Source organism: Barnesiella sp. CU968, from assembly GCF_905219685.1.
GTDB lineage: Bacteria > Bacteroidota > Bacteroidia > Bacteroidales > Muribaculaceae > Lepagella > Lepagella muris_A.
In genome coordinates this window covers 1-26,584 of the sequence record NZ_CAJMXD010000003.1, presented here as the reverse complement: position 1 = coordinate 26,584, position 26,584 = coordinate 1, and the positions used below count along the sequence as shown (strand labels likewise).

The window sequence follows — 26,584 nt, the reverse complement described above, 5'->3', positions numbered from 1 at the left end:
GGCATATAACAACCTGCAGGATAGGGCAAACTATCGGAAATGGCTCATAAATGCAGCTATTTCCGATCAGATGATTCCCTTGAAGGAAAATCTTGCTTTGCAGGATGTGGCTATATTGATCAAGAATGAAGACGGAGATCTGGAACGCGCTAATGCATATCTCACCTATTCGCTGAATGATGCGCTGGAATACAACAACAGGCTGAGGATACTTGAAATCGGCAAGAAACTTCCAGCCATTGCAACGGCATATCAGGAAACAGTGTTGGCAAAAAACAAACAACTTCACTTGTATCTGGTAACAATCGTAATAATAGTGATAATACTGATCATCGCGATAGCGATAATCATAGAGCAAAAAAGAAAAATCAGGAACAGGAACGTGACTTTGTCTACATTCAACGACCAGCTTAAGGTATTCAACAAACAGCTTCAGGAAACAAACCGCTCACGTGAACAATACGTCAACCTCTTCCTTAACCTATGCGCGGGATATATAGATAAATACAATCGCATGCAACTGACAGTAACATCGAAAGTGAAAGCGGGGCAGTATAATGAGCTTCAAAAACTGCTTCAAGCGAACTCAAGACCTTCGGAAGCTGAACTGAGAGAGGTATTCTTCAACTTCGATACAGCTTTCCTGCGGCTGTATCCGGATTTTATAAAGAATGTGAATACTTTGCTACAGCCCGACAAGGCAATATGCCCTAAAAGCAGTGAACTTCTGAACGCCAACCTCCGCATCCTTGCCCTGATCAGGATGGGAATTACAGACAGCACAAAAATAGCGACCCTCCTGTTCTATTCCCAACAGACAATATTCAACAGGAGGACCGAAATGCGTAACCGGGCAATTAACCGCGATTCTTTCGAAAAGGAAATAATGGATATATGTCCGATATATCCGGAATAAAAAAGAGGGACAATGTCCCTCTTTTTTATTTTTAATATCTTTAGAAGCGGCGTCCGCCCTGCTGCTTCATCTGGCGCATCATCTTCATTGGATTCTTCATTGAAGTCGCCATCTTCATCATCTTGCGGGTGTCTTCAAACTGTTTCAGCAACTTGTTCACATCCTGCAACGATGTGCCGGAACCTTTGGCTATGCGCTGACGGCGCGTGCCTTTGATAATCTCTGGATTTTGACGTTCATAGGGTGTCATCGAATGTATTATCGCTTCAATACCCTTGAAGGCGTTATTATCTATATCAACATCCTTGATCGCTTTGCCCACACCGGGAATCATTGCGGCAAGATCCTTGATGTTACCCATCTTCTTGATGTTCTCTATCTGTTTCAAGAAATCGTCGAAGTCAAATTTATTCTTCTTGATCTTCTCTTGAATCCTTTCCGCCTCTTTCTGGTCATAGATCTCTTGCGCACGTTTGGCAAGCTCCACGATATCGCCCATGCCGAGGATACGGTTAGCCATACCCTCCGGATTGAATTCCTGGATATCCTCAAGCTTCTCGCCTGTGCCGACATATTTGATGGGTTTGTCAACCACCGCACGAATTGAAAGTGCAGCACCGCCTCGGGTGTCACCATCAAGTTTCGTGAGAACCACGCCATCGAAATCAAGACGGTCATTAAATGTCTTTGCCGTATTGACAGCGTCTTGACCGGTCATGGAGTCAACCACGAACAATGTTTCCTGAGGTCTGATCGCCTTTTTGATGCGCTCGATCTCATCCATCATCTCTTCGTCTACAGCGAGACGTCCTGCCGTATCGACAATCACAAGATCGAGATGATTCGATTTTGCATGAGCAATGGCGTCAAGGGCTATCTGAACGGGATCCTTGCTGTCTTCTTCCGTATAGACAGGCACATCGATACTTGCAGCGAGCACTCTCAACTGTTCACGGGCGGCAGGACGATAAACGTCGGCACCGACAAGCAACGGACGCTTCCCTTTCGCAGATTTAAGCTTGCGTGCAAGCTTACCCGCGAAAGTTGTCTTACCGGCACCTTGCAGACCGGACATCAGGATAACTGCCGGATTCCCGTCAAGATTCAGAGGAGCTTCCGTGCCTCCCATCATCTCCGTCAGCTCATCGTGGACAATCTTGACCATCAGCTCCTTCGGCTTGAGGGCATTGATAACGTTCTGACCCATGGCTTTCTTTTTAACCGTGTCAGTGAACGTTTTTGCAACCTTATAGTTGACATCGGCATCAAGCAATGCACGTCTTACATCCTTAAGGGTCTCTGCAACATTAATTTCGGTAATCTTGCCTTCACCTTTCAATATCTTGAATGAACGCTCAAGGCGTTCCGACAGATTTTCAAACATACGGAATTACAATTTGTTGGTTTCTGTATCGGGAAATATCACCTTGGGTTTCCAGGTCTTTGCCTCCTCGGGAGTGAGCTGGGCATAAGTCATTATAATCACCACATCGCCGGGCTGCGCCTTGCGGGCAGCCGCACCGTTGAGACAAATCACACCGCTGTCAGCTTCTCCCTCTATCACATAGGTGTCGAACCTCTCGCCGTTATTGTTGTTTACGATCCACACTCTCTGACCAGGCAGAATATCGGCGGCATCCAGAAGACGTTTGTCAATCGTGATGCTCCCTATATAATTAAGATTCGCCTCTGTCACTGTAACACGGTGAATCTTCGATTTCATCATTTCGATAAGCATATCCTCAAATCTCTTTTTTATAAGTCACATTATCGATAAGTCTCACATCTCCGCAATAGACCGTAATGCATCCGACAATCCACGGACTTTCATCCCACTCTTCCACAGGAAGGAGCGTGCGGGCGTCTACAATCTCAAAATACTCGACTCTCATAAACGGCACGGCATCGATGCGCTCCACGACAGTGTCATGTGTGGCTCCGACACTATGTTCACGCGAATATACGACACTATATTCCAATGCCTTGTGAATCTCAGGAGCCACAGCTCTCTGCTCTTCGGAAAGCAATGCGTTGCGGCTTGACAACGCAAGACCATCGTCTGCCCGTTTTATGGGACACGCCACAATCTCCACATCTATTCCTTCGGTTTCGATCATATTGCGGATAACGGCAATCTGCTGGAAGTCCTTTTCTCCGAAATAAGCCCGTGTCGGACTGCACAGACGGAAAAGGAGACTCACGACCTGTGCCACTCCCTGAAAATGACCGGGACGGAAACGTCCCTCCATCACCTCTGCCGCCGTGCCAAGCTCGAATTCATGACGCGGCTGGGCATCGGGACCTCCGGGATACATCTCCTCTACGGAAGGCGCGAAAACTGCCGATACTCCCGCCTCGGCAAGCATCTTGAAATCGTCTTCCTCCTTGCGTGGATATGTGGCGAGATCCGTAGGATTGTTGAACTGCGTCGGATTGACAAATACACTCGCGATCACACATAGATTCTCTTTTACAGCCCGCTCCACAAGCGACAAATGGCCGGCATGCAAAGCTCCCATAGTGGGCACAAGTCCCACAGCATTCCCTTGTTCTTTCTGAAGCTCCACGAAATCGAGGAGTTCAGCGACCTTTCTGATTATTATCATTTTATTCAGGTTTCAATTTGCGCAGACAACCCGAATGAGCGACATGGAATCCATGTGCATTCCGGGCATATGCTTGCGAAACTCAATTAAGAAGGCGTCTTGTTCCGACTCCTTCATTTTTTCAACCTGCAAAATTAATCAAAACTTACTAATTTCTAAATTTTTTACGTCATTATCCGCAAATACGACCAATTTCACATATTTTAAGGAGCAGAAACACGGCACCGTGACCGCAAACCACCGGAATCTCGATTTTTTTTATTAACTTTGCATCCGCTTGGTGCGCTCTGTGGAGAACAGAGCCATAAGCACTGCAAACCGAACAATATGGCAAAACAACGAATCCTTTATGTCTCTCCCGAAATAGCGCCATATCTCCCAGCCTCGGAGATTGCACAGTTAGGCCGTGATCTTCCGGTAGCTATGCATGGCAAGAAGTATGAAGTCAGAACCTTCATGCCCAATTTCGGCAACGTCAACGAACGCCGCAACCAGCTGCACGAGGTGATACGTCTCAGCGGAATCAACATTCCTATCAAAGACGCCGATCATCCTCTCATTATAAAAGTGGCTTCTATGCAGCCCTCTCGCATTCAGGTTTATTTCATCGACAACGACGATTATTTCCAGAAACTTGAGGATGATGTGGACAATGTCGGCACAAACCGTCCCGACAATGACGAACGCGTTATTTTCTTTTCCCGCGGTACCGTCGACACCGCGCGCAAGCTCAGATGGGAGCCGGACATTCTGCACACATCAGGATGGATCGCGGCATTGGTGCCGTTGTATGTGAAAAAGGTCTTTTCCGACGGTGTGTCTTTCAACGGGACCAAAATAGTCTATTCTCTGCTTGACGAGACTCCTGCGGATGCCATAGATCCAGAATTTCTCAAGAAACTCAGTGAAGACGGAATAAAAGGGAATGACCTCAAGGATNTTNTCGACCTCCCGGCAAACACCAACCTCCTGCACAAAATAGGAATCGCCAACTCTGACGCGGTGATTTTCAATAACCGCACGCCGGATCCGGAACTTGTGGAATATGTGGAAAAGCTCGGAATGCCCGTGCTCTCGCTAAATCCGGAAGAGGACAACTCCGACAAATACCATCAATTCTATCAATCTCTCTTAGGAAATGAAGCTTAAAGCATTACATAAAGCCATAGCAGCTTTGTTGCCGCTGGCAATTCTGGCATCGTGCGAAGACAGCACAAGCCCTATCGGAGGCTCGCTCGTTAACGGTGAGGTCTCTATTACAGTAGACACCCTCGAAATGAAGCTTGACGCTTCATCAATCATGGAGCCCGAATTTGACTCGCGCACTCAGTCAAAACTGCTCGGACGCATAAACGTGCCTGAATACGGTTCGCTCGAATGCTCGTTCGTGAGCCAGCTAATGTGCGCAACCAAGATGAACATACCGGATTCAATAACGGTAAACGACATCGATTCAATAAGAATGGTTCTCACTGTGCCCAGAGGTTCGCTGACCGGAGACTCCCTCGCACCGCAGCAGCTGAAGGTTTACCGGCTTACACGCCAGTTGCCGTCTGACATAAACAGCGCGTTCGACCCCGATGGTTATTACGATCCCTCGTCTCCCCTCGGAGTCAGAAGCTACACTCTGTCGGCACTCTCCATGAACGATTCTCTTTTCAAAAAGCAGGAGAGCATACGCATTCCCATAATGCTTCCAAAGAAAATGGCTCAGGATGTCTTCAACGCCTACAAAAACAACCCCGGAATCTTCCAATGGCCACAGACTTTCGCCCAGTATTTCCCCGGTGTATATGTGGAACAGAATTTCGGAAACGGCTGTATCGGCGTGATTTCATCCATGAAATTCTTCACCTACTGGCACTACATGAGACAGGTGTATCAGAAAAAAGACGATGATTCCGGAGAATACCACTACGTGCCTACTCTCACACGCGACTCCGTGTGTCTGTTCTCTTCGCAGCCGGAAGTGCTCTCGGCAAACAAGGTGACTTACAAGGTGTCTGATTATCTGAAGAAACTCGCGAACAGCGGCAAAGCGATTATAACGACTCCCGGCGGATATTATGTAAATGTGAAATTCCCCGCACAGGAGATTATCGACAAATACGACAAGGATCTGTATAGTATTGCTGTTGTCTCCAAACTTTCATTCGAGATTCCCGCAGAAGCCGTTGAAAACGACTACGGGCTTGATGCCGCTCCTCACCTGCTTATGGTGAAGAGTTCCGAGCGCGAGGCTTTCTTCCGCGACAACAAGATTCCGGATGGAAAGACTTCATTCTATGCACCATATAATACCGAGAGCAAGAGCTATACCTTCAGCGGGATGCGCGAATATATACTGGAACTGATCGACAGCGGCAAAGCTGTTGATCCGGCAGATATGGAATTTTCGCTTGTTCCTGTGGTTGTCTCTACGGAAGAAGTGCCGGGATATACGTCAACCACAACCTATGTCACCCGCTGCGCGCCATACATCGGTCGCCCCACGGTGACACAGCTCGATACAGACAAGGCAATCGTCTGCTTCACATATTCCCGCCAGACAATCGAATAATCATCACATAACCAAAACTATCCACCGACGTGACGATTCTTCTGTTCAGCCTGCTTTCGTTTATAACCGGTGCCGTGGCACCGGGAGAGCCGCAACGCGCCGAGCTTCTGTTTGTCGGAGATGCCATGCAGCATCAGGCTCAACTCGACAGAGCCAGGGAATTAGGCGGAGACTGTTATGACTATTCGGACTGCTTCACATATATAGCGCCGGAAATTACTGCCGCCGATTACGCGGTGTGCAACCTTGAGGTGCCGCTCGGAGGCGGTCCGTCTTACAGCGGTTATCCCTGCTTCTCGGCTCCGGACTCTTATGCACAGGCACTCAAAGACGCCGGTTTCGACATGTTTCTGACAGCAAACAACCATTGCCTTGACCGCCGCGACAAAGCGGCACGGCGCACGCTGACCGCCCTTGATTCTCTGGGCGTGGATCACATCGGGACCTATCATGATGCCGCACAGCGCGATTCTCTTGTGCCGTTCGTAAAAAATATAAACGGATTCCGAGTGGGATTCCTGAACTATACTTACGGAACCAACGGCATATTGCCCACGGAAGAAGCCGAGATCTCGCTCATAGACCGTGCAAAAATGGCAGAAGAGATTAAAAAGACCAAGGATGCCGGGGCTGAGATAACAGTCGTGACCATTCACTGGGGAGTGGAGTATGTGCTGCTGCAGAACAAGAATCAGGAAAGCATGGCAGATTTCCTGATTGACCAGGGTGTCGACATGATCATAGGTGGTCATCCGCATGTGATACAGCCCATGAAAGTGGTGCGCAATGAAAAAGATGACAAAGATGTGCTTCTTGTCTATTCTCTTGGGAATTTCATATCGAACATGAAAACCGCCGACACCCGCGGCGGAGCTCTTGTCCGGGCGGTCATCGAGCGTGACTCAGACGGAACCGCGAGATTCAAGGAGGCTAATTACGACACGTTCTTCTCAGCAAAACCGGCAGGAGGAAAAACGAATTTTACTGTCATCCCCTCTTGGATGCCGGAGAAAATCCCCTCTGCCCAGAAAGCGCACTGGCAACTTTTCGACAGAGGCGCACAACGCATTTTTGACAAGCACAACGTCAACGTGCCCCGAAAACACAAATAACCAAAGAAAATGATTCAGACAAACAACCTTTGCATGCAGTTCGGAAAACGCGTGCTATTTCAAGACGTAAACCTCACTTTCAACCGTGGCAACTGCTACGGCATAATCGGTGCGAACGGTGCCGGGAAATCAACTCTGATGAAAATTCTCTCGGGAGAACTAACTCCTACGCAAGGTTCTGTGACTTTCGGACCCGGAGAACGCCTTTCCGTGCTTTCTCAGAACCACTTCGAGTTTGACGAGTGCACGGTCATAGAGACTGTTCTGCGCGGTCACACTGTGCTTTGGGACATAATGCAGCAGAAAGACGCCATATATGCCAAACCCGATTTCTCTGACGAAGACGGCATAAAGGCAGCTGAACTCGAAGAGAAATTCGCCGAACTTGAAGGATGGAATGCCGAAAGCGATGCCGCAGCCCTGCTGTCCGGTCTCGGCATAAAGGAAGATTCCCATTACATGCTTATGAAAGACATGAGCGCAAACGAGAAAGTGCGTGTGCTTCTGGCAAAAGCCCTCTTCGGCAACCCTGACAATCTGCTTCTCGACGAGCCGACCAACGACCTTGACCTCGAAACTGTGGCGTGGCTTGAGAATTATCTTGCCAACTTCGAGAATACCGTCCTCGTGGTGAGTCATGACCGCCACTTCCTCAACGCGGTCTCCACTCATACCCTCGACATCGACTTCAATAAAATATCGATATTTGCCGGAAACTACGATTTCTGGTATCAGTCTTCACAGCTCGCTCTGCGCCAGCAGCAGGCTGCAAACAAAAAAGCCGAGGAGAAACGCAAGGAACTTCTTGAATTCATCCAGCGTTTCAGCGCGAATGTGGCTAAAAGCAAACAGACAACAAGCCGCAAGAAAATGCTTGAGAAGCTGAATGTCGAGGAAATCCAGCCTTCTTCACGCAGATATCCCGGCATCATATTCACTCCTAACCGCGAAGTAGGAAACAAGATTCTGGAAGTAAAAGGTCTCAAGGCATCAATCGATGGAGAGGTGCTTTTCGATGACGTTAATTTCCAGATCGAGAAAGGCGACAAAGTCGCTTTCCTGAGCCGCGACCCGCGTGCCATGACCGCTCTGTTCGAAATCATCATGGGAAACCGCAAGGCTGATGCCGGTGACTTTGAATGGGGGCAGACAATTACCAACGCATACCTTCCGCTCGACAACGGCGAGTTCTTCGAATCAGACCTCAATCTTGTTGACTGGCTGTGCCAATACAGCAACGACTCTTCGGAAATATATCTCAAAGGTTTCCTTGGGAAGATGCTTTTCAGCGGAGAGGAAGTGCTCAAAAAAGCAAGTGTGCTTTCAGGTGGAGAGAAAATAAGATGCATGATTGCAAGAATGATGCTTACAGACGCGAACACCCTGGTGCTTGACTCCCCGACCAACCACCTCGACCTCGAATCTATCCAGGCATTCAACAACACTCTGCAGTCGTTCAAAGGAGTGATTCTAATGTCGAGCCATGACCATGAGTTCATTCAGACTGTATGCAACCGCATCATCGAGCTTACTCCCAATGGCATAATCGACAAGATGATGGATTATGACGACTATATCGTCGACGAGAAAGTCGCCGCCACACGCGAGCGTCTTTACAAATAATGCTGCGGTAAGTATAAATTAAACTTGAACACTTACTTATAATAGTATACAGGAATAACAACACAGTTGCACATTAAAGGAATGCCCGGGACCGGTACCCGGACATTCCTTTAATGCTTATAGACCGCGTTCCATAGAATCCCGACTTATCACATGTGGGCTAACAAAAAAACCTTAACCTTTGTTATAATATCAAAAGACACAACTATGAAACACTATCTGCCATTATACGCCCTGCTCGCATTCATGCCGCTGGCATCATGCAGCGATGACGAGCCGACAGTCTCACCGCTGCCCGAAAAGACATACACCGGAAACGAATCTCTTGAACTGCGTTACAATCAATCGCCAATGAGCGGGAAAAGCGTGGCGTTTATACAGAACGAAGAGAAGGCGACTCTTACGATGGGTTCTACCGTATCTCCCGGGGATCTCTCGGAATCGCTGAAGGGTATGCCGGATATTCCCGGTCCGGGAGTTCTGCCCGGCACGCCTGTTTTGTCTCTTCCAGTGAACCTGAAACCCGATGGTGGCGTATATTCCTTCTCCGGTAACGGAGAGACAGAGTATCTTACCTACACGTACGAAGGAAACGTGAATGCATCCAAAATGGCATTTTCCTTCAACGATGTAACGCTTAAGAATCAAAGGCTCGCAAATACCGTCTGGTTTCCCACTCCTGCGGAAAAAAACGCTGACGGAACAGGGTATAAATCACTACCGTTGCATATAGTGTGGGAATGCAGTCTGCCTCCATTGCTTGAAGGCTTTGACGGCACCCTGCAGGATGCGATGACCCTTCTGGTCACACTGCCAATGATACCGGCTTACGGCAACACTGCCTACATGTCGATTGCTCAGGTAATAGAGAACGCTCTGAAGACAGTTGCATTCAGACCCGACGGCAACGCAGTGATAACTTATATGCAAAGCAACAACGGTGCGGCACAGTTCGCACAGGCTCCTCTATGCATGATCCAATACGTCCCGCTTGATGACATCATGATGAATCTGTATATCAATCCGACAGACCTTATGGGGCAGATTCTGATAAACGGCTCAAGCCATCCTGATCTTCCTCCAAATCCATTCGGAAAGCAATCAAGAGCAGACTACACCGCTCCCCTTGCAGCGGCAATACAGAAACTGGCTCCGATGCTGTCGCAGGGATTCCCACTACAGTATAGTCTCACACCGACAGAGTTGCAGATATTCTTCAATACGGAGACTTTGGTCCCTTTGCTTAAGGATATTGTGATTCCGATGCTTGAGGATCCGGAGATACAGCAGATGATAATGGAGAAAATCGCAGCCAACCCCTCGCTTGCCTCTCATTCCGTATTGCTGAAGGCGTTAATGCAGGTGTTTCCTCGGATACTGGAGACCACGACCAGAATGGAACTTGGATTCAACCTTGCGGCATATCCTGACGCCGGCTAAGAAAAACAAGTCTTGACGAGTTCCCCTTCCAACAAAAAAACAACGGGGTATCAGGTCAGATGTCCATCAGTTCCAGCAGCCTCAGTTCCGCCTCGTCAAGGCGTTCGACCACTGCGGCAAGACGTTCTCCAGCCGTTATGATACCGGCAGAATCAAGTCCTCCAGTAGAAAGAGATGTCTCAAGTGTGGCACGTTCTGCCGTGAGTTCCTCAATCTCTTTCTCCAGAGATTCCATCTCGCGTTTCTCCTTGAATGTGAGTTTGCGTTTCTCTTCAGCCGGACGCCACGAAGCCTTGACCTTTTCTTTGGGTTTCTCGGCGGCGCGGCGCTCTTTCTCCTCTTCGGCAACGCAATGACGGTAGGTGGAATAATCACCGGGGAAGTCACGCACTTCGCCATCCCCCTTGAATACGAAAAGATGATCGACTATACGATCAAGAAAGAAACGGTCGTGACTCACTACAATCACACACCCCTTGAAATTCACAAGGTAATCTTCGAGCACGGCAAGTGTCATGATGTCAAGATCGTTCGTCGGCTCATCAAGAATAAGGAAATTGGGATTGCGCATCAGCACTGTCGCCAGATAAAGTCGGCGACGCTCCCCTCCGCTTAATTTATGGATAAATTTCTGCTGCGTTTCCGGCGTAAACAGGAAGTGAGACAGAAACTGCGATGCCGACAGACGCGTCTTGTCATCTATTCTAACCTCCTCGGCAATCTCGCGGACGGCATCGATAACCTTTTTCTGCTCGTCAAAATCCGTCATGCCCTCCTGACTGTAATATCCCCATTTCACAGTTTCGCCGATATCGAAATGACCGCTGTCCGGCTGCATCAGTCCTAAAAGTAGTTTTATAAAGGTCGATTTACCCGCACCGTTGTCACCTACGATGCCGACCTTTTCATAGCGGGCAAACGTATAACTCCATCCGTTCAATATACGTTTTTCTCCGAATGCTTTCACAACATTATGAGCCTCGAAAATCTTCGAACCGATATAAGAGGACTTCACATTCAGCGAGACATTGCGTTCCGTAAGATTTACCTTGCTTTTCTTCTCAAGCTCATGAAAATTGTCGATACGGTATTTCGCCTTGGATCCGCGAGCCTGAGGCTGACGACGCATCCACTCAAGTTCCGTGCGCAAAAGATTCCGGACCTTGGCGAGTTCGGCAGAAAGGTTCTCGTGACGCTCGTCGCGCTTGCGCAGATAATAGTCGTAATTCCCGTCATAGGAATAGACATGAGTGCGGTCGATCTCTATTATCTTGTTACAGACCTTATCGAGAAAATAACGGTCATGCGTCACCATAAGAAGCGTCATTTTCTGACGCGAGAGATAAGCCTCAAGCCATTCTATCATATCTATGTCAAGATGGTTTGTAGGCTCGTCAAGTATAAGCATGTCGGGCTTGGAGAGCAATACTCTCGCAAGTGCCGCACGCTTTGTCTGCCCTCCCGACATTCGGCCGAGCGGTGTGACATAATCTGTAATCTTGAACTGCGTGAGCATCTGACGCGCAAGATCCACTCCGTTGCCCTCTTCATTATCGCGCACATCAAGAGATGCATATTCGAGAGCGGTCATATTCTGATCCATGGGAGGAATCTGCTCAAGATAACCTACCTGGATGCCGTTGCGGAATGTCACCTTTCCGGAATCGTAATCCTCGCGTCCGGCAAGGATATTCAGGAAAGTTGTTTTTCCGGCACCGTTTTGCGCCACGATACCGATTTTATCACCTTGGAACACGCCCAGCGACACATCCTCAAAGAGGATGCGGTCGCCAAACGATTTTGTCAGTTGCTCAATCTGCAGCAGAATCATAATGCAGCGATAACTTCAATCTCTACAAGCGCTTTCTTTGGAAGTTCCCTGACTGCGAAAGCACAGCGCGCCGGATAAACAGCCTTGAATTCTTCGGCGTAAACTTCGTTCATAGGACCGAAATATTCCATATCCGCAAGAAATACTGTAGTCTTAACCACATTGTCAAGTGTGGCTCCGGCTTCGGCAAGAATAGCCTTGATATTATTGATTGACTCACGCGTCTGTGCCTTGATGTCTGCGGGCATCTCGCCGGTTGCGGCATTGATGGGAAGCTGACCCGAAACAAAAATGAGGTTACCTGCCTGAACAGCCTGGCTGTAGGGTCCAATGGCTCCGGGAGCTTTGTTTGTGGAGATTTCCTTTTTCATGGAGTTATAATTTATCTGTTAAAAAAAAGGGGACAAAACCGCAAGGTCTTGTCCCTTAGTTGAGCCGCGAGTGGGACTCGAACCCACGACCTTTTCGTTACGAATGAAATGCTCTACCAACTGAGCTATTGCGGCTGATTGCAATCTGTTATTTAAAAGCCATGCAAAGTTAATAAAAATACTTTACAAACCAAAATATTCCATGTCAAACTCTCAAACATCTAACGCTCGCCGGGCTTCACCTCGCCAGACTCCATACTCTCGCCGGGCGCATCGCCTCAGTGACTGTCACTTTTACCGGTTGAAGCAATTGTGTCGGCAAGTATATCGCGATAAGGAGCACCCGCCTCTTGTTGTCCTGACGATTTTGATTTACGTTTTTTGGATTGCCGCTTCGTATTCCCACGTTTACCGCTTGTTCCGTCAGAATCATCAGCTCTGTCATCGGATTCGGAATCGGACATTGTGATTTCAGCAGGTTCATAGTCTTTATTGCTCCGGCTCTGATGCATACGTCTCCCTCCGAGCCCCCAGAACAAGGCTCCGAACAACAGGACACATATCAGCAGTGTCCAGGCTCCTTTTCGTTCATTGGTACGCATAAAATCCGTCTCAGCCGTTTACTCATTACCTTCCAGCAGGTCGGGGCGCAACCTGCGGGTGCGTTCAAGAGCCTGTTCATGACGCCATTCCGAAATCTTGGCTTCGTGTCCGGACAAAAGAATGTCGGGCACCCTCCAGCCATTGTATTCTGCCGGACGCGAGTAAACAGGAGGCGCAAGAAGATTATCCTGAAACGAGTCCGACAATGCGGACTGCTCGTCGCCTATAGCGCCGGGAATAAGACGCACCATAGCATCGGCAATTACAGCAGCCGGCAATTCCCCGCCGGTCAGGACATAATCGCCTATTGATATTTCCTTGGTTACAAGATGCTCCCTGACTCTCCAGTCCACACCCTTATAATGACCGCAGAGTATTATTACATTTTCAAGCAATGAAAGGGAGTTTGCCATCGGTTGGTCAAAACGCTCCCCGTCGGGAGACGTAAATATGACTTCGTCATAATCCCTTTGCGATTTCAACGCAGATATACAGGCATCGATGGGCTGTATCTGCATTACCATTCCCGCCTCTCCGCCGAAAGGATAGTCATCAACCTTGCGATGCTTGTTTGTGGTGTAGTCGCGAAGGTTATGTATCGCGATTTCCACAAGTCCTTTGTCTTGCGCACGCCTGAGTATGGAGCAATTGAAGAATGGCTCAAGCATCTCCGGCATCACGGTTATCAAATCGATTCTCATGCCGCAAATTTACTAAATTTTTTCCAAACCGCAAGAATGCAGGAAAGCCGGACATTAAGCCCGGCATTCCTTACTTACTTTTGTGTAATTCTATGTGTGTATTTTCACGGATGTGTATGAGGTGAGGATCAATCCATTTCTTCGTCAGCCTCATAACCGCCCATCTCGCGGATTGCGTTGCGAAGCATGGTATGCTGCTGATAAAGGTTGTTTACAGGCATCTCTCCCTTGGTATAGTCGTGCATCGGACTCTTGAGGAAGAAGCTGAGGAAACGCTGCGTGCCGTAACGGCCTGCGCGTGCCGCAAGGTCGCTGAGAAGCACAAGGTCAAGACAGAGCGGAGCAGCCAGAATTGAATCGCGGCAAAGGAAGTTGATCTTGATCTGCATCGGATAGCCCATCCAGCCGAAAATATCGATATTATCCCAGCCTTCCTTGTTGTCGTTGCGCGGTGGATAATAGTTGATACGCACCTTGTGGTAATACTGGGTATCCTCGTCATTGCCATGACCATAAAGATCCGGTTGATTCTCCGGAACGAGAATCGTCTCAAGGGTAGAGAGTTTGGAAACCTCTTTTGTGCGGAAGTTTGCAGGCTCGTCAAGCACAAGACCGTCGCGGTTGCCGAGAATGTTTGTAGAGAACCAGCCGTTCAGACCAAGGCAACGGTCGCCGATGATAGGAGCGAAACCTGATTTCACCAGTGTCTGACCTGTCTTGAAGTCCTTGCCTGCTATAGGCATTTTGGTCTTTTCCGCAAGTTCCCACATTGCGGGAATGTCAACTGTCGTATTGGGTGCGCCCATGATGAACGGACAACCTTCTGTCAGCGCCGCATACGCATAACACATCGACGGAGCGATATGCTCTTTGTCGTCAGCCTTCATTGCAGCTTCAAGCGCCTCCAAAGTTCCGTGAATCTTTTCATCTACCGGAACATACACCTCAGTAGATGCCGCCCAAAGCACAACCACGCGCTCTACGCCGGTCTCTTTCTTGAAATTGCGGATATCCTCGCGGATCTGCTCGGTCATATCCCAGCGATCTTTGCAATCCTTCACATTGTCTCCGTCAAGACGCTTCGCATAATTATGGTCGAATGCGGCTTTCAATGGCTTGATTGCCTCAAGCTCGTCTTTTACCGGATTGATATCCTTCTCTTTCAGCACCTCTGCGTTGATAGCCGCCTCGTATGCGTTGGCAGGATATACATCCCATGCGGCAAACACTATGTCATCAAGCGTTGCAAGCGGAACGATATCCTTATAATGCAGATATTTCTTGTCTTCGCCTTTGCCAATGCGAATCTTATCATATTGAGTGCAGGAACCGATAGGTTTTGCCAAACCCTTGCGAGTCATGAATACACCGGTCATGAATGTCGATGTAACAGCACCGAGACCTACCACCATTACGCCAAGTTTACCTTTGGGCGCTTCTGCTTTTTTTGTTGCCATAATCAGTTTATGTGTGTTTTTTTATTATTGGTTTATGTTAATTTTCTAACGGTCGCTCTTCCGGCAACCTTTGGGAAACCTCGAAAACCCTTTCTTGATTTCCGGCGGTAAAATTATGACTACTTTAGCAGACTGCAAACAATTTTAAGAAAAAAATAAGGAGGTATAATCTTAAACATTCTTAAGAGACCCCCTTATTAGCCAATATTTATTAAAATTATAATTTATCAGATAAATTCAGTTAAAATTTGTTAATTGGGCTTTGATGGATAATTAGCCCGATTTTAGAGTTTTTCCAACATTTCCGGAAGCTGTCTGATGTCGGAAATTGTGTTTGGATATGTCTGCATATCCTCTTCTTCCGTCCAACCTTTGCCTTTGATCCATACTGCCGCACATCCTACTTTTTCCGCAGGTTCTATATCCTTACGGAAGCTATCGCCGACCACGACCGTTTCCTGCGGCAGGCAACCGAGAGCCTCCACGCCGAGACTGAAAATCTTCGGATCCGGTTTCCTCACACCTACCACTGCACTCTCTATGATCTCTTTGAAATATGTGTCGATGCCGAAATCCTTAAGCACGGTCTCTACATTTCCATAGAAATTGGAAACGAGCACAAGGGGATATTTTTCACTCAATTCCTTAAGCACCGGCACTGCCTCTTCCACTTTTGTTCTTGCCGAATGGTAACAGATGCCAGCGATTTCACCGGCTTTCGCCTCAACCTGCGCCGGGGGGAAAAGACCCTGTCCGGAAAGCCACTGCAGCTCAAGACGCATCTTGATAAGAAGAAGATCTCCGAAGTCATGTTCCGGCAGAATATGCCTTGTCCGGGCAAGTTCCCTCTCGGCATACACGTATGCTTCGCGAAACTCTGCCTTATTCACGGCAACTCCCGCCTTTCCGTAGGCACACCATATGACTTCGCTCCAATGGTCGCCGCCGGTGTCAAGCGTGCCGCCGTAATCGAAAATTATACCTTTTATTTCCATATTACCTATTTGTTTAACTGTGTGTGGAATGACTTGCATATGCGTTCATGACGCCACATCATATATATCAGAACGCCATTCAGCACCGTGAGTTCGAAAGCGAAGTAAAGCCACGGCATGCGGAATATGAGTATTGCGGCGAACAAGGCGAAGGTACGGGTATTGAACGACAATATGTTGGTATATTTCATCAATGGCTTGCTCTTTGCCCTGAATGCGTCACGGAACGACTGAGGCACACTGTTTCCATATTTTTCGCGCAGTGCGGCACGAAGTTTCTGCATGCCGGGGGTGCGCTTTTCCTGACCCACAGTATAATTTGTGTAAAACGCGAGTGTCAGTTTCTGCCAGAAATTATATTTCCAGCTCAACGAATGGAACTTCTCCCACAGGAACTCGGCACGCTCAAGCTCACTGCCGTCCTCCCCCTTGAGAAAATAGAGATGGAACTGGCGGTAATAGTCACCCATAGCCGCCTGCACGGCATGACAGACTCCCGTAACCACAGCAATCACCCAGATTACCCATTGATGCGCCATAAAAAACTCACTTGTCATGTTTTCCCTGAAGCAGATGGCTATGTATATGGCGGCAAACCAGAAGTCGCCGCTCAGTCCGTCGAGTATCCTGCCGATTCGCGAATATTGCCTGGTCATGCGGGCAAGCTGACCGTCGGCACTGTCGAAAGAATCAGCCCATACAAGCAAAAACACGCCTATTATATTCCACCAGAAATAGTTTATCCAGGGACTTGAATTCTCGTTGAAAAAGAAACACACGCCTGCTCCCACACCTAAAAATATGGAAGCGATGGTTATGGCATTGGGGGTCACTCCGAGTTTTTTTGCAAGCAATGCCCACATATATCCTATGGGACGATAGAATATGAGGTCAAATGTCTCCTCTGTATCCATCGATTTCAAAGAATCCTTGAAACCTGACTTTTTTTCTTTTTTATCGCTCATGACTATAATTGCAATTTCTACCTTAAAATATCAGTCCTGAAATTATCTGCGGCGCCTTTCCTTTATTGCCTGCAACACACATTTCGCAATATGCGGTGCCGCCTCGGCACTACATGGCGCGAAACTCGGCCAGTCGTTGAAATCTATTATGCGTATCGACCCGTCGGGATCAACTATGCAATCTCCGCCATATACCTTCACATCCATTATTTCAGATGCCTTCTGACATATGGATTTAAGATAATCCTCGTCAAAATGAAGACCGCGTGACTTACCGTTGATTGCCTCGTGTCCGTATTTGCTGTGTCCTTCATCGAATGGATAGAACCAGAAAAACCAGGGCTGACCCTGCACTCCGTAGAATTTGATAAGGTCTCCTTCGAGATGCTTGTTTATCACAGCGCGACGGATACCTCTGTAGAAGTATTCATGAAGAACCTCCTGCGCCTCCTGGGAATGGCGGCAATAGCTCACGTCTTCCTTATGCATGGCATGAAAGTCGCCACGCTTTATCCAGACTTTCCCATAGCCGTTTTCCTCAAGTTCGGCACGGACATCCTCGTTTGTATTCACTATAAGACTTTCCGGATAAGGTATGCCGTTGCCAAGAAGAAGCCTTGTCATCTTTTCACGGGTGCAGTTTTCAATTCCATAGCCGGAATTGATTACAAGATGTCCCTCGTCTTCAAGATGCATCAGTTTTTCTATAGAAGCTTTTTCCCGACACATGTTGAGTATGATGTCCTCGGTAACGTTACCGTTCTGAAACTGCTCTTCATTATAAATCCTTACCTCGCAGCCGCGCTTACGCAACTGGTCAGCGACGGCATTGAATATAGCCGCGTCATTCCCTATATGGTTCGGTGAATACGCGCCGGCGCGCATCACCCCCGCAATTTTAATATCTGCCATGTTTTTTAGTGAGGAATTAGGAATTGGTTGTTATGAACCGCTCGGCTTTCTCTATGTCTCCGGCATGATCCACATCAATAATCTTACCCATGTCGTATGCCTTGAGTGCCAGACCGGACTCGACAAGTGCGCGCTGATAATTACGCATGCGGCTCGTTCCGTTTGCCAGACAGCCGTCGAGCACCTCGACCGCTTTGTCTCCAAGTCCGTATATGCCTCCGGAAACAAACTCTGATTCATCGTCTGACCTGCCATCCGCAGGAGCATCCAGAAACGCGGTGATATTCATTTCCTTGTCAGTCTCGACATACAGGGGTTTCTCATCGTCCACAAACGATGTCACCGCCATCATACCCTCGGTTTCCGCGCTTGCCGATTCGTAAGCACGCACGTATCCTGCAAAATCAGGTTCTCTGAAAATCGTGTCCACTGTGGTCACGATGAAACGGCCATGCCCTTTGAGCAGTCTGCCGATCTCATAGAAGCTGTGCATTGACGAGGGTGTCGTCTTGACCACAAGCTCTATATGCACCGGCAATTCCCGCTGGAGTCTCTCCACAAATTGCCGGACTTCCGACATGTGCTCGTTTACTATCACACATATCCGTTCCGCTCCGTTCTCCTGAAATATCCTTATAAGCCTGCCGATCATCGGTTCTCCGTTGAGAGGGACAAGGGGCTTGGGGAAAGCCACACCCTCCTGCACAAGCCTCGATCCTTCCCCGGCGGCTATGATTCCAAAATTCATTCTGTTATTTCTTCTTTAGTAAGGTCTATCGTTTTGTCGGCTCCTTTCTCTGTGCGGACCTTACGCAATGGATTTGCCGAGGCGGTCTGATGCGCGGTGCGGTTGCGATAAAGGTCTATGGCTTTGTAGATCGCCTGCCGCATCGAGGTCGGGTCGGCTTTGTCTTTCCATGCGAGATCATAGGCGGTGCCATGGTCAGGCGATGTGCGCACGTACGGCAGACCTCCGGTGAAATTCACACCCGTATCCCCCGCTATTGCCTTGAAAGGAGCAAGCCCCTGGTCATGATACATCGCAAGCACTCCGTCGAAGTTACGATATGCGGCAGAAGCGAAAAAGCCGTCCGAAGAATACGGACCGAACACAAGAATACCCTCCTTCTTGGCATCCTCGAGCGCCGGAATGATCTCATCTTTCTCTTCATTGCCGAGAAGACCCTCGTCGCCGCAATGCGGATTAAGGGAGAGCACTGCTATTTTGGGGCGTTCGCATGTGAAATCACTTTTAAGCACCCGCACGAAGCTGTGGATCTGATCAAGCACCCTTTTGCGGGTAATGGTCTCGGGCACTTTGGAAAGCGGGAGATGCGTGGTGACAAGCGCCACTTTCAGATAGTCATTGAAAAGAATCATCAGTGCGTGCGCGCCGTTGCCGAGACGCTGCTGAAGATATTCGGTATGCCCGGGAAAACGGAATTCCTCGCTCTGAACCGCTTTCTTTGAAATCGGAGCAGTCACAAGCACCTGGATATCCCCGTCTTCAAGGGCTGCCGTGGCAAGCTCAAGCGCCTTGACTGCCGCCATACCGGACTTTTCGGTAGGGACTCCCGGCTCCACATCGTTGTGTGTGACACCGATCTCGACAATATTCAGTTTCCCATCGCGAATATCACCCTTATTCTTTACAATATGTATCGGAAGCAGTTCGAGCTTGAACTCCCTGCGGGCTTTCTCCACAATCTGAGGACTTCCGAAGAACACAGGAGTGAAAAGTTCGGGAACTCTCTCGTCCGAGATAGCCTTGAGCGCGACCTCATATCCTATGCCGTTTATATCGCCGTGGGTAATACCCACTCTTATTGGTTTTCCCATATTTTTTCAATTAACCTCCAAAATTACAAAAATTATACGAGATTCTGAAATCTCAGACGTTTGCAATTCGTTTTGACTTCCATACGCTTTGAAATCTATGGTTGCCAGATCTCTGTCAGGCTATTTGGCAAGCATGCCGCATGCCGCCGCGATATCCTCCCCGCGCGATGCGCGTATTGTTGCGGTGATTCCCTTGGAATTGAGATAGCTCCGGAACATCAGCATCCGGTCTTCACTGCAAGGCACCAGATCAACTCCGGGGATGGCATGAAAACGAATCAGATTCACACGGCAGTCAGCCTGACCGATAAGTCTAACAAGCATTTCCGCATGGGCGATGTCATCGTTAACATTGCGCCACATTATATATTCAAGCGAAAGACGACGCTGATGGCTGAAATCATAACCGGAAAGCAGTTTCATAACCGTTGCGATAGGGAATGCCTTTTGCGCGGGCATCATCGACTCGCGCTGGTAGGCATCGGCGGTGTGAACGCTGATCGCGACATGCACCTGCGTTTCTTCAAGCAATTCCCTGAGCTGCGGAAGTTTCCCGACAGAAGACACCGTAATGCGCTTCGGGCTCCAGGCAAGACCCCAGGGCGCGGTCAGAATCTCGATGACCTTTTTCACTTCACTGAAGTTGTCGAGCGGCTCCCCCATTCCCATAAAGACGATATTGGTCAACGGCGTCATGGGTTCGTATCCTTTCTGGGGAGCCGGAGGAATGCTCAGAACCTGGTTAATTATCTGCGAAGCCGTGAGATTTGCCTTGAATCCCATGCGACCTGTCGCACAGAAATAACAATTCATCTTGCATCCGACCTGACTCGACACACATAGAGTCGCGCGGTCCTTGTCGGGAATATACACCGACTCTATGGCGTTCCCATTTCCAACCTTGAACAGATACTTGACAGTGCCGTCCGATGATTTGTGAGCCGCAGAAGGAGCTTCACGACCTATCTCGTAATTCTCCGAAAGCCATTGCTTGTTCTTTTTAGAGATATTTGCCATCTCGTCGAAAGAAACCACTTTCTTGTCATATATCCACTCTGCGAGCTGCTTGCCGACGAACCTCGGCATTTTGCCGCGCTGCGCCACACCCTGCAACTCTTCAAGAGTCATTCCTATGAGCGTTATCTTGTTTTCCATATTTCAACATATTTTTTTTAACAGCTTCTTATTGCCGTTGCTGTCGTAACGGCTCGTAAATTAAAAAAGCCTCCTATTGTAGAAATGGAGGCTTTTTCGTGTATCGTCCTAAAGCCGAATCAATCACCGGCTTCAAACTTATAGATATTGTTCTTGACTTTATTGTCACCCTTGATCATCTCAAGAAGGTTGGGATTCACAAGCTGATAATACTGCTGTTCATACATCTGGTCGCTAAACGGGAATTTTTCGGAACCCTTGCCTGTAACCTGATATACATAAACACCATCCTCGCCTTTGGTGATGACAACTTTCTTGTCTGCCTTCGAGCCGTTGATGCGACCCATAACCGCCGGATCGGCTACACCTGCGTTGTGTCCGAAACGGAATGTAGACACATTCACAGGATCAACGCCCATTGCCTGAGCCGCGCTCTGAAGACTCTGGGTCTTCTTGCTGAATTTACCCACAAGCTTGTCGCCGGCTTTCGATGCGCGCACCTCACGGGTAAGCATCGCGTTCACATCAGGATTGGAAACGGGAACAAAGTCATCATAACTTCTTTCGACCGCCACTGCATACAATGCGGGGGTGATGGCATTCTTGGATTCGTAGATGTGGCTTACTTCGCCATCCTCGCCATCAATCATCACCCAGCGCACAACCTGACGGCTGTCGGGATAATACGAGTTCATTCCCATCATGCGGGGCACTGCGGGTGTGGACTGTGTGAAGCTGAAGTTCTGGATCGTATATCCGGCTTTCTCGGCATTCTTCACAAAATCGGCGGCAGTCTTGTTTTCAAGGAGGAATTTCTCAAGTTTCGCACGCTCGTCACCGACTGTCTTCACGCTCGGACCGAGAACAAACTCCGCAAGATCATATTCGTAAATTGTCTTGGGTGATTTCTGCTCTACGATTTTACCGATAAGCATACCCTGAGGACCGCCCTGAAGGGTAACATATCTGCCACCTGCGCTACGGAGACTGTCAAGCATTTCGTCGGCAATCGCGTTGGTTGGACCCTGCGCTGTATAAAGAGGTATCCACTGGTTGAGCTGAGGAGCCACACTGTCCGTAGAGAAACGGACTGAGACAGAGTCAGCCGGAAGTCCGGAATTCAGAGCCGTGAGCACTTTGTTTCCGAGAGCCTCGGTAGCCGCGCTTACGAGATTGACCTGAATGGAGTCTACAGCCTCTGTGCGTTTGCCTACACGTACAACCGTGAAACCCTGAACGGTCTCGGAAATAAGTTTCACACTGTCTTTGGGTGCATTCATCACGAACTCCTTGACAGCTCCTGAAGGGAGATCTGCGGCACGCACTGCGTGATGGCTCATGCTCACGCCCTCTTTCTTGGTGGCTTTGCTGAGCTGACCCGCGCTGTCGCGAAGTTCCTTGATTGTATTCTGGGCAAGCTGACGCGCTGCCGCGCGGTCTGCCGATGAAGCAGAGATGCTTACGCTGATAAAGCTTACGTCTTTTGTCTCTTCGTCAACTCTGAAAAGACCTTTCTTCTCGGAATATGCCTTCTTGAGCTCGTCGGAGCTTACAGGATATTCTTTGGCATCGAGCGAACCGTAAGGAAGATAAGCCACATCAACAGCCGTAGTGGTTATATAGTCGTTATAAAGAGCTTTCTTGTCAAGGTCGTTTGCCTTTACTGTTCCGGCAAGGACTCTCTGATATACGCTCCCTTTTATTGTTTCCTGCATCTCTTTTTCAGCATTGAGCCAAAGACGCTGGAACGGCTCCATCTGAGCGTCGGTCATACCGTTACGTTTAGGATTGAAGATAACCTCATATGCCTGCTGCGGAGTCTGAACACTCAGTCCGGAGGCATTAAGCTGGCGCACTATATCCATCACTCTCTGGTTCTGCGGGTTCTCTATCATGTAATAACGCAGAAGATTGCCGGTGGTGCGTATACCTGCCTTGTCGGCGGCGGATATCACGATATCCTCCTGCATGAGCTGGTCAAGTGCCATCTGGGCAAGAACCTGTGTGTCGAAATTTGCAAACTGAGCCGGATTCTGACGGCGTGCTTCCTCAAGCTGGTTGTTGAGTTCTTCGCGTTTGCGCTGATAGTCATGGAAGTCAATTTTGGTGCTTCCGACTTTTGCGATTGTGGTGCGCTCCCCGAAAATGTTCTGACTGTTGGTCAGTGCGTCACCGATGATGAAGGCGAGAAGAGCCACTCCGATCACTACGATGAGAAACACTGATTTGCTTCTGATTTTCTCTAATGTTGCCATTCTTTATATAGCTGTTTTAATTAATTTCCTTATTCGTCAATGGTAATGCCGATTAAGACGTTTATTTCCCCGATCAGGTCAAAAACGCATAATTTTCGGCTAATAAACGTGCAAAGATAATATTTTTGACAATAATCGGCAAATTTCAACACCATAATTGTCAAAAAAATAAGGAATCGGTTTCTATATGCGAAACCGATTCCCCGATATGTTTCTGACATGATGTCGTTTTTACGAAATGCCGAAGGCTTNGCGTATGTCATCTACCGCATCAAGTTTCTCCCAGGTGAAAAGCTCTACCTCTTTCACTATTTTCTCATTCTCATAGCGCGATTTGAACTCTTTCCTGACTGTGCGGGGCTTGCGACCCATGTGACCGTATGAGGCTGTTTCGCGATAGATCGGATTACGCAGTTTCAACCGCTCCTCTATCGCTTTGGGANGCATGTCGAAAAGCGCCGTAACCTTGTCGGCGATTTCGGAATCTGTCATTGCCACTTTCGACGTGCCGTAGGTATTCACGAACACGCTCACAGGCTGAGCCTTGCCTATGGCATATGCAACCTGAACAAGAACTTCATCAGCCACACCCGCCGCCACAAGATTCTTGGCGATATGACGGCAGGCATAAGCCGCCGAGCGGTCGACTTTCGACGGGTCTTTGCCAGAGAAGGCTCCTCCGCCATGCGCACCCCTGCCGCCGTAGGTGTCTACGATTATCTTGCGGCCTGTAAGACCGGTGTCGGCATGTGGACCTCCGAGAACGAACTTTCCGGTGGGATTCACATGCAGAATCAAATTGTCGTCAAAAAGATTCCGGATTGCGGCCGGCAGCTTGGACTTGACACGCGGAAGAAGAACGTCTTTCACATCATTATAAATCTGTTCGAGCATCTTTTTGTCTGCCACGGCACGAGCCTCGGCGGTGTCTTCAAGAGGCTCGATAAAGTCGTCATGCTGGGTGGAAACGACAATTGTGTGTATTCTCACCGGTCTGTGGTTTTCATCATATTCAACAGTTACCTGACTCTTGGAATCAGGACGGAGATATGTGGTGAGCTTACCTTTGCGGTAATAATTCATGGTGTCNCCCTCGCGACGGATGTCAGCAAGCTCGCGAAGCAGAAGATGCGACAGGTCAAGTGTCAGCGGCATGTAGTCTTCAGTCTCGTCTACGGCATAGCCGAACATCATGCCTTGGTCACCGGCGCCNTGAAGGTCTTCGGCATCCATGTCCTCGCCACTGCGGCTGACGCCGCGGTCGATATCCTCGCTCTGCTCGTGAATGGTACTGAGAATTCCGCATGCATCTCCGTCAAAACGGTATGCGCCACGGTTGTAACCTATCTCATTGATCAAACCGCGAATAGAGTTCTGTATGTCTACGTAAGCCTGAGAGCTAACCTCTCCGGCAACAACCACCTGTCCGGTAGTGCAAAGCGTTTCGATTGCGACATGACTTTCCGGATCACGCGCAAGAAATTCATCAAGCAGAGTATCACTTATCTGGTCAGCCACCTTATCGGGATGACCTTCGGAAACGGATTCCGATGTAAATAAATAATTCATATGTAATTTTAGGTTTTCGGTTGTCGGTTGTCAGCCGTGTAGTTTTAACAAAAAGAGTAACCGCTGTCGCGATCACTCTTTATAATGCAAATTATGTCGTCATTGTTGAACATGACTCCAGGAAGAGCCATACCTAAAGATGCGATTTTAGCATTTTTTTGAGTGGTTGCAAGCAGCCAAATTTCTCCACTTCCGTCTCCTGACCTTCTTACTTCTAAATTATAATAAGAAAGACCAGTCCGCAGAATTGCAATGCAAATTTAATATATTTTCATGACAACAGCAACTTTAAAAGACAAATAAGCGTTAAAATTCTATAATTAAAATTTTATGATATGATCAAAATGATGCTACTTGCCGGTGCCGGCGGATTCGTGGGCACATGCGGACGGTTCCTGATCGGGAAATGGAGTTCCGCCATGTTTCATGGGGCATTCCCTATGGGAACATTTCTTGTAAACATTATTGGCTGCTTCGTTATCGGACTCCTCTTCGGACTATTGGAGAAAGCACATGTCATGACACCGGGAGAAAATGTCATGCTGATCACCGGTTTCTGCGGAGGTTTCACGACATTCTCATCTTTCGCCGACGACATGTGGGTTCTCGGTAGCAAAGGAGACTGAACCACGTTCATCCTATATCTGGTGCTTTCTGTTGTAATCGGCATCCTCCTCGTATGGGCAGGACGCGCAATCATCAGATAAAATCATCAAAAACACAATTACGGGCTGCCTGCCGCGCCATTCCCGACGCAACAGGCAGCCCATAAAACTTTATCTTTATTAATACAAGAATCAAACTACATGTAAAAATCCACATGTAAGAGCCATAACTTTCATTCAATATATATTTTAATGACTTTCATCACATCTTTTCCGGAAGCTTTTGCAACATAAATTCCTGAAACAAGATTCCCGACATTCAACGACCCGTTTGGGGTGCGAAGTATTTCCCTGCCCTGCATGTCATATATTGCAATAATGTCTGAGTCATCTGCAATCAAAGTATCACCTTTAAAGAAGAGCTGCATATCACCTTGTTCCTCAAGTTCCCTTACATCCGACAATGTTTTTTCTGTTACCTTATCAGACGTTGCAAGCAGATAGTAGTCCCTGCCTCCTTCAAATACGAAATCCGGTAATTGCGAGCCATTGTTCCAGTTATTCAAAATAAGATTATAACTTCCTTCTGACCGGTTATGACCAAATACTTTATATTTCGTTCCGTCAATCACAACCTCGTCAATCGGTGCCTGTCCGGGCCAGCCGCCCCAGAACTCGTCGGTTGTCAACGCTCCATAAGCATATGCGCCCATAGATGCATAACCCGTCTTGTCATCCACATATATGTGCCAGTCATAAACAGGCACAGGTGGCAGTTGTCCTTCTATTTCAACATTATCAATAGCAAGTGCCGGAGCTGCGGCGAAATTATTACCGGAAGCCACAGCTATCTGCCACATCAGGTAAAGCTCCGCACCGGGAATCAGTTCCGCCGATAAAAAACCGGTTTTTGAAACTGTCTCTCCGGGAACCACCTCGAATCCGGCTGTGACATCATCGGCATCGAAATGATGATTAAGGTTTTCATCCGAATTTTCAACCCAATTTACACCATCATTGGAATAAAAAAGAGTCACATCAAAACCTGCCGGATTAGAACCTTTACGAG

At 48.3% G+C, this 26,584-nt stretch carries 24 protein-coding genes and 1 tRNA gene; 7 read left to right on the top strand and 18 right to left on the bottom strand.

Annotated elements, in window-relative coordinates:
- A partial coding sequence (locus tag JX312_RS00360; protein WP_239653740.1) for a DUF6377 domain-containing protein occupies window positions 1-916 on the top strand: 916 nt, incomplete at its 5' end.
- Window positions 917-956: 40 nt separating this feature from the next.
- Here JX312_RS00360 and ffh read toward each other — a convergent pair.
- Genes ffh through panC form a run of 3 tightly spaced genes read right to left on the bottom strand, consistent with a single transcriptional unit; the run spans window position 957 to window position 3,522 of the window.
- Entirely contained in the window at window positions 957-2,300 is a 1,344-nt protein-coding gene (ffh, locus tag JX312_RS00355; RefSeq protein ID WP_123405375.1) for a signal recognition particle protein, read from the bottom strand.
- Window positions 2,301-2,306: 6 nt separating this feature from the next.
- Window positions 2,307-2,654: an aspartate 1-decarboxylase gene (gene panD / locus JX312_RS00350; protein WP_123405373.1), complete on the bottom strand. Its 348-nt coding sequence runs from the start codon at window positions 2,652-2,654 to the stop codon at window positions 2,307-2,309.
- A gap of 4 nt (window positions 2,655-2,658) precedes the next feature.
- Complete coding sequence (panC, locus tag JX312_RS00345) at window positions 2,659-3,522, bottom strand: pantoate--beta-alanine ligase (RefSeq protein WP_204456473.1); 864 nt, start codon at window positions 3,520-3,522, stop codon at window positions 2,659-2,661.
- Window positions 3,523-3,849: 327 nt separating this feature from the next.
- Here panC and JX312_RS00340 point away from each other — a divergent pair, with 327 nt between their 5' ends.
- From JX312_RS00340 to JX312_RS00320, 5 genes are all read left to right on the top strand, one after another.
- Complete coding sequence (locus JX312_RS00340; RefSeq protein WP_204456471.1) at window positions 3,850-4,671, top strand: glycogen/starch synthase; 822 nt, start codon at window positions 3,850-3,852, stop codon at window positions 4,669-4,671.
- Entirely contained in the window at window positions 4,661-6,082 is a 1,422-nt protein-coding gene (locus tag JX312_RS00335) for a DUF4270 family protein (protein WP_204456469.1), read from the top strand. The genes JX312_RS00340 and JX312_RS00335 overlap by 11 nt, the downstream gene beginning before the upstream one ends.
- 29 nt (window positions 6,083-6,111) lie before the next feature.
- Window positions 6,112-7,194: a CapA family protein gene (locus JX312_RS00330; RefSeq protein ID WP_124029586.1), complete on the top strand. Its 1,083-nt coding sequence runs from the start codon at window positions 6,112-6,114 to the stop codon at window positions 7,192-7,194.
- Between the two features lie 9 nt (window positions 7,195-7,203).
- Window positions 7,204-8,817: an ABC-F family ATP-binding cassette domain-containing protein gene (locus JX312_RS00325; RefSeq protein ID WP_123405363.1), complete on the top strand. Its 1,614-nt coding sequence runs from the start codon at window positions 7,204-7,206 to the stop codon at window positions 8,815-8,817.
- Window positions 8,818-9,024: 207 nt separating this feature from the next.
- Complete coding sequence (locus JX312_RS00320) at window positions 9,025-10,257, top strand: hypothetical protein (protein ID WP_204456468.1); 1,233 nt, start codon at window positions 9,025-9,027, stop codon at window positions 10,255-10,257.
- A gap of 55 nt (window positions 10,258-10,312) precedes the next feature.
- Here the strand turns inward: JX312_RS00320 and JX312_RS00315 are convergent, their stop codons facing one another.
- From JX312_RS00315 to metK, 14 genes are all read right to left on the bottom strand, one after another.
- Entirely contained in the window at window positions 10,313-12,088 is a 1,776-nt protein-coding gene (locus JX312_RS00315) for an ABC-F family ATP-binding cassette domain-containing protein (protein WP_204456466.1), read from the bottom strand.
- Window positions 12,085-12,459, bottom strand: a complete 375-nt coding sequence (locus JX312_RS00310) for a RidA family protein (RefSeq protein ID WP_123405357.1) — start codon at window positions 12,457-12,459, stop codon at window positions 12,085-12,087. Before JX312_RS00310 ends, JX312_RS00315 begins: the two co-directional genes overlap by 4 nt.
- Window positions 12,460-12,521: 62 nt before the next feature.
- A tRNA-Thr gene (locus JX312_RS00305) sits at window positions 12,522-12,594 on the bottom strand.
- A gap of 143 nt (window positions 12,595-12,737) precedes the next feature.
- Complete coding sequence (locus tag JX312_RS00300) at window positions 12,738-13,061, bottom strand: hypothetical protein (RefSeq protein WP_123407057.1); 324 nt, start codon at window positions 13,059-13,061, stop codon at window positions 12,738-12,740.
- Window positions 13,062-13,079: 18 nt separating this feature from the next.
- Complete coding sequence (gene trmD / locus JX312_RS00295) at window positions 13,080-13,763, bottom strand: tRNA (guanosine(37)-N1)-methyltransferase TrmD (protein WP_123407059.1); 684 nt, start codon at window positions 13,761-13,763, stop codon at window positions 13,080-13,082.
- Window positions 13,764-13,891: 128 nt separating this feature from the next.
- Window positions 13,892-15,220, bottom strand: a complete 1,329-nt coding sequence (locus JX312_RS00290) for an inositol-3-phosphate synthase (RefSeq protein WP_123407061.1) — start codon at window positions 15,218-15,220, stop codon at window positions 13,892-13,894.
- A gap of 284 nt (window positions 15,221-15,504) precedes the next feature.
- Window positions 15,505-16,215 carry an HAD family hydrolase gene (locus JX312_RS00285; protein WP_123407063.1) on the bottom strand — a complete coding sequence of 237 codons (711 nt, stop codon included), beginning with the start codon at window positions 16,213-16,215 and terminating at the stop codon, window positions 15,505-15,507.
- A gap of 5 nt (window positions 16,216-16,220) precedes the next feature.
- Window positions 16,221-17,180: a CDP-alcohol phosphatidyltransferase family protein gene (locus JX312_RS00280; protein ID WP_124029581.1), complete on the bottom strand. Its 960-nt coding sequence runs from the start codon at window positions 17,178-17,180 to the stop codon at window positions 16,221-16,223.
- Window positions 17,181-17,222: 42 nt separating this feature from the next.
- Window positions 17,223-18,092 (bottom strand): hypothetical protein, encoded by an 870-nt coding sequence (locus JX312_RS00275; protein ID WP_204456464.1) that lies wholly within the window; start codon window positions 18,090-18,092, stop codon window positions 17,223-17,225.
- 16 nt (window positions 18,093-18,108) lie between these two features.
- A complete protein-coding gene (locus tag JX312_RS00270) occupies window positions 18,109-18,840 on the bottom strand; it encodes a sugar phosphate nucleotidyltransferase (RefSeq protein WP_124029580.1) in 732 nt (243 codons plus the stop codon).
- Window positions 18,837-19,931: a 4-hydroxythreonine-4-phosphate dehydrogenase PdxA gene (pdxA, locus tag JX312_RS00265; protein WP_128707487.1), complete on the bottom strand. Its 1,095-nt coding sequence runs from the start codon at window positions 19,929-19,931 to the stop codon at window positions 18,837-18,839. The genes JX312_RS00270 and pdxA overlap by 4 nt, the downstream gene beginning before the upstream one ends.
- A 120-nt stretch (window positions 19,932-20,051) precedes the next feature.
- Complete coding sequence (gene rlmN, locus JX312_RS00260) at window positions 20,052-21,086, bottom strand: 23S rRNA (adenine(2503)-C(2))-methyltransferase RlmN (protein WP_123407073.1); 1,035 nt, start codon at window positions 21,084-21,086, stop codon at window positions 20,052-20,054.
- 119 nt (window positions 21,087-21,205) lie between these two features.
- Window positions 21,206-23,341, bottom strand: a complete 2,136-nt coding sequence (locus tag JX312_RS00255; protein WP_204456462.1) for a SurA N-terminal domain-containing protein — start codon at window positions 23,339-23,341, stop codon at window positions 21,206-21,208.
- A 231-nt stretch (window positions 23,342-23,572) separates the two neighbouring features.
- A complete protein-coding gene (gene metK, locus JX312_RS00250; protein WP_204456460.1) occupies window positions 23,573-24,910 on the bottom strand; it encodes a methionine adenosyltransferase in 1,338 nt (445 codons plus the stop codon).
- Between the two features lie 335 nt (window positions 24,911-25,245).
- Here metK and JX312_RS00245 point away from each other — a divergent pair, with 335 nt between their 5' ends.
- Complete coding sequence (locus JX312_RS00245; RefSeq protein WP_239653739.1) at window positions 25,246-25,536, top strand: CrcB family protein; 291 nt, start codon at window positions 25,246-25,248, stop codon at window positions 25,534-25,536.
- A gap of 212 nt (window positions 25,537-25,748) precedes the next feature.
- Here the strand turns inward: JX312_RS00245 and JX312_RS00240 are convergent.
- The coding region (locus tag JX312_RS00240; RefSeq protein ID WP_204456458.1) for a T9SS type A sorting domain-containing protein at window positions 25,749-26,584 on the bottom strand (836 nt) is incomplete at its 5' end.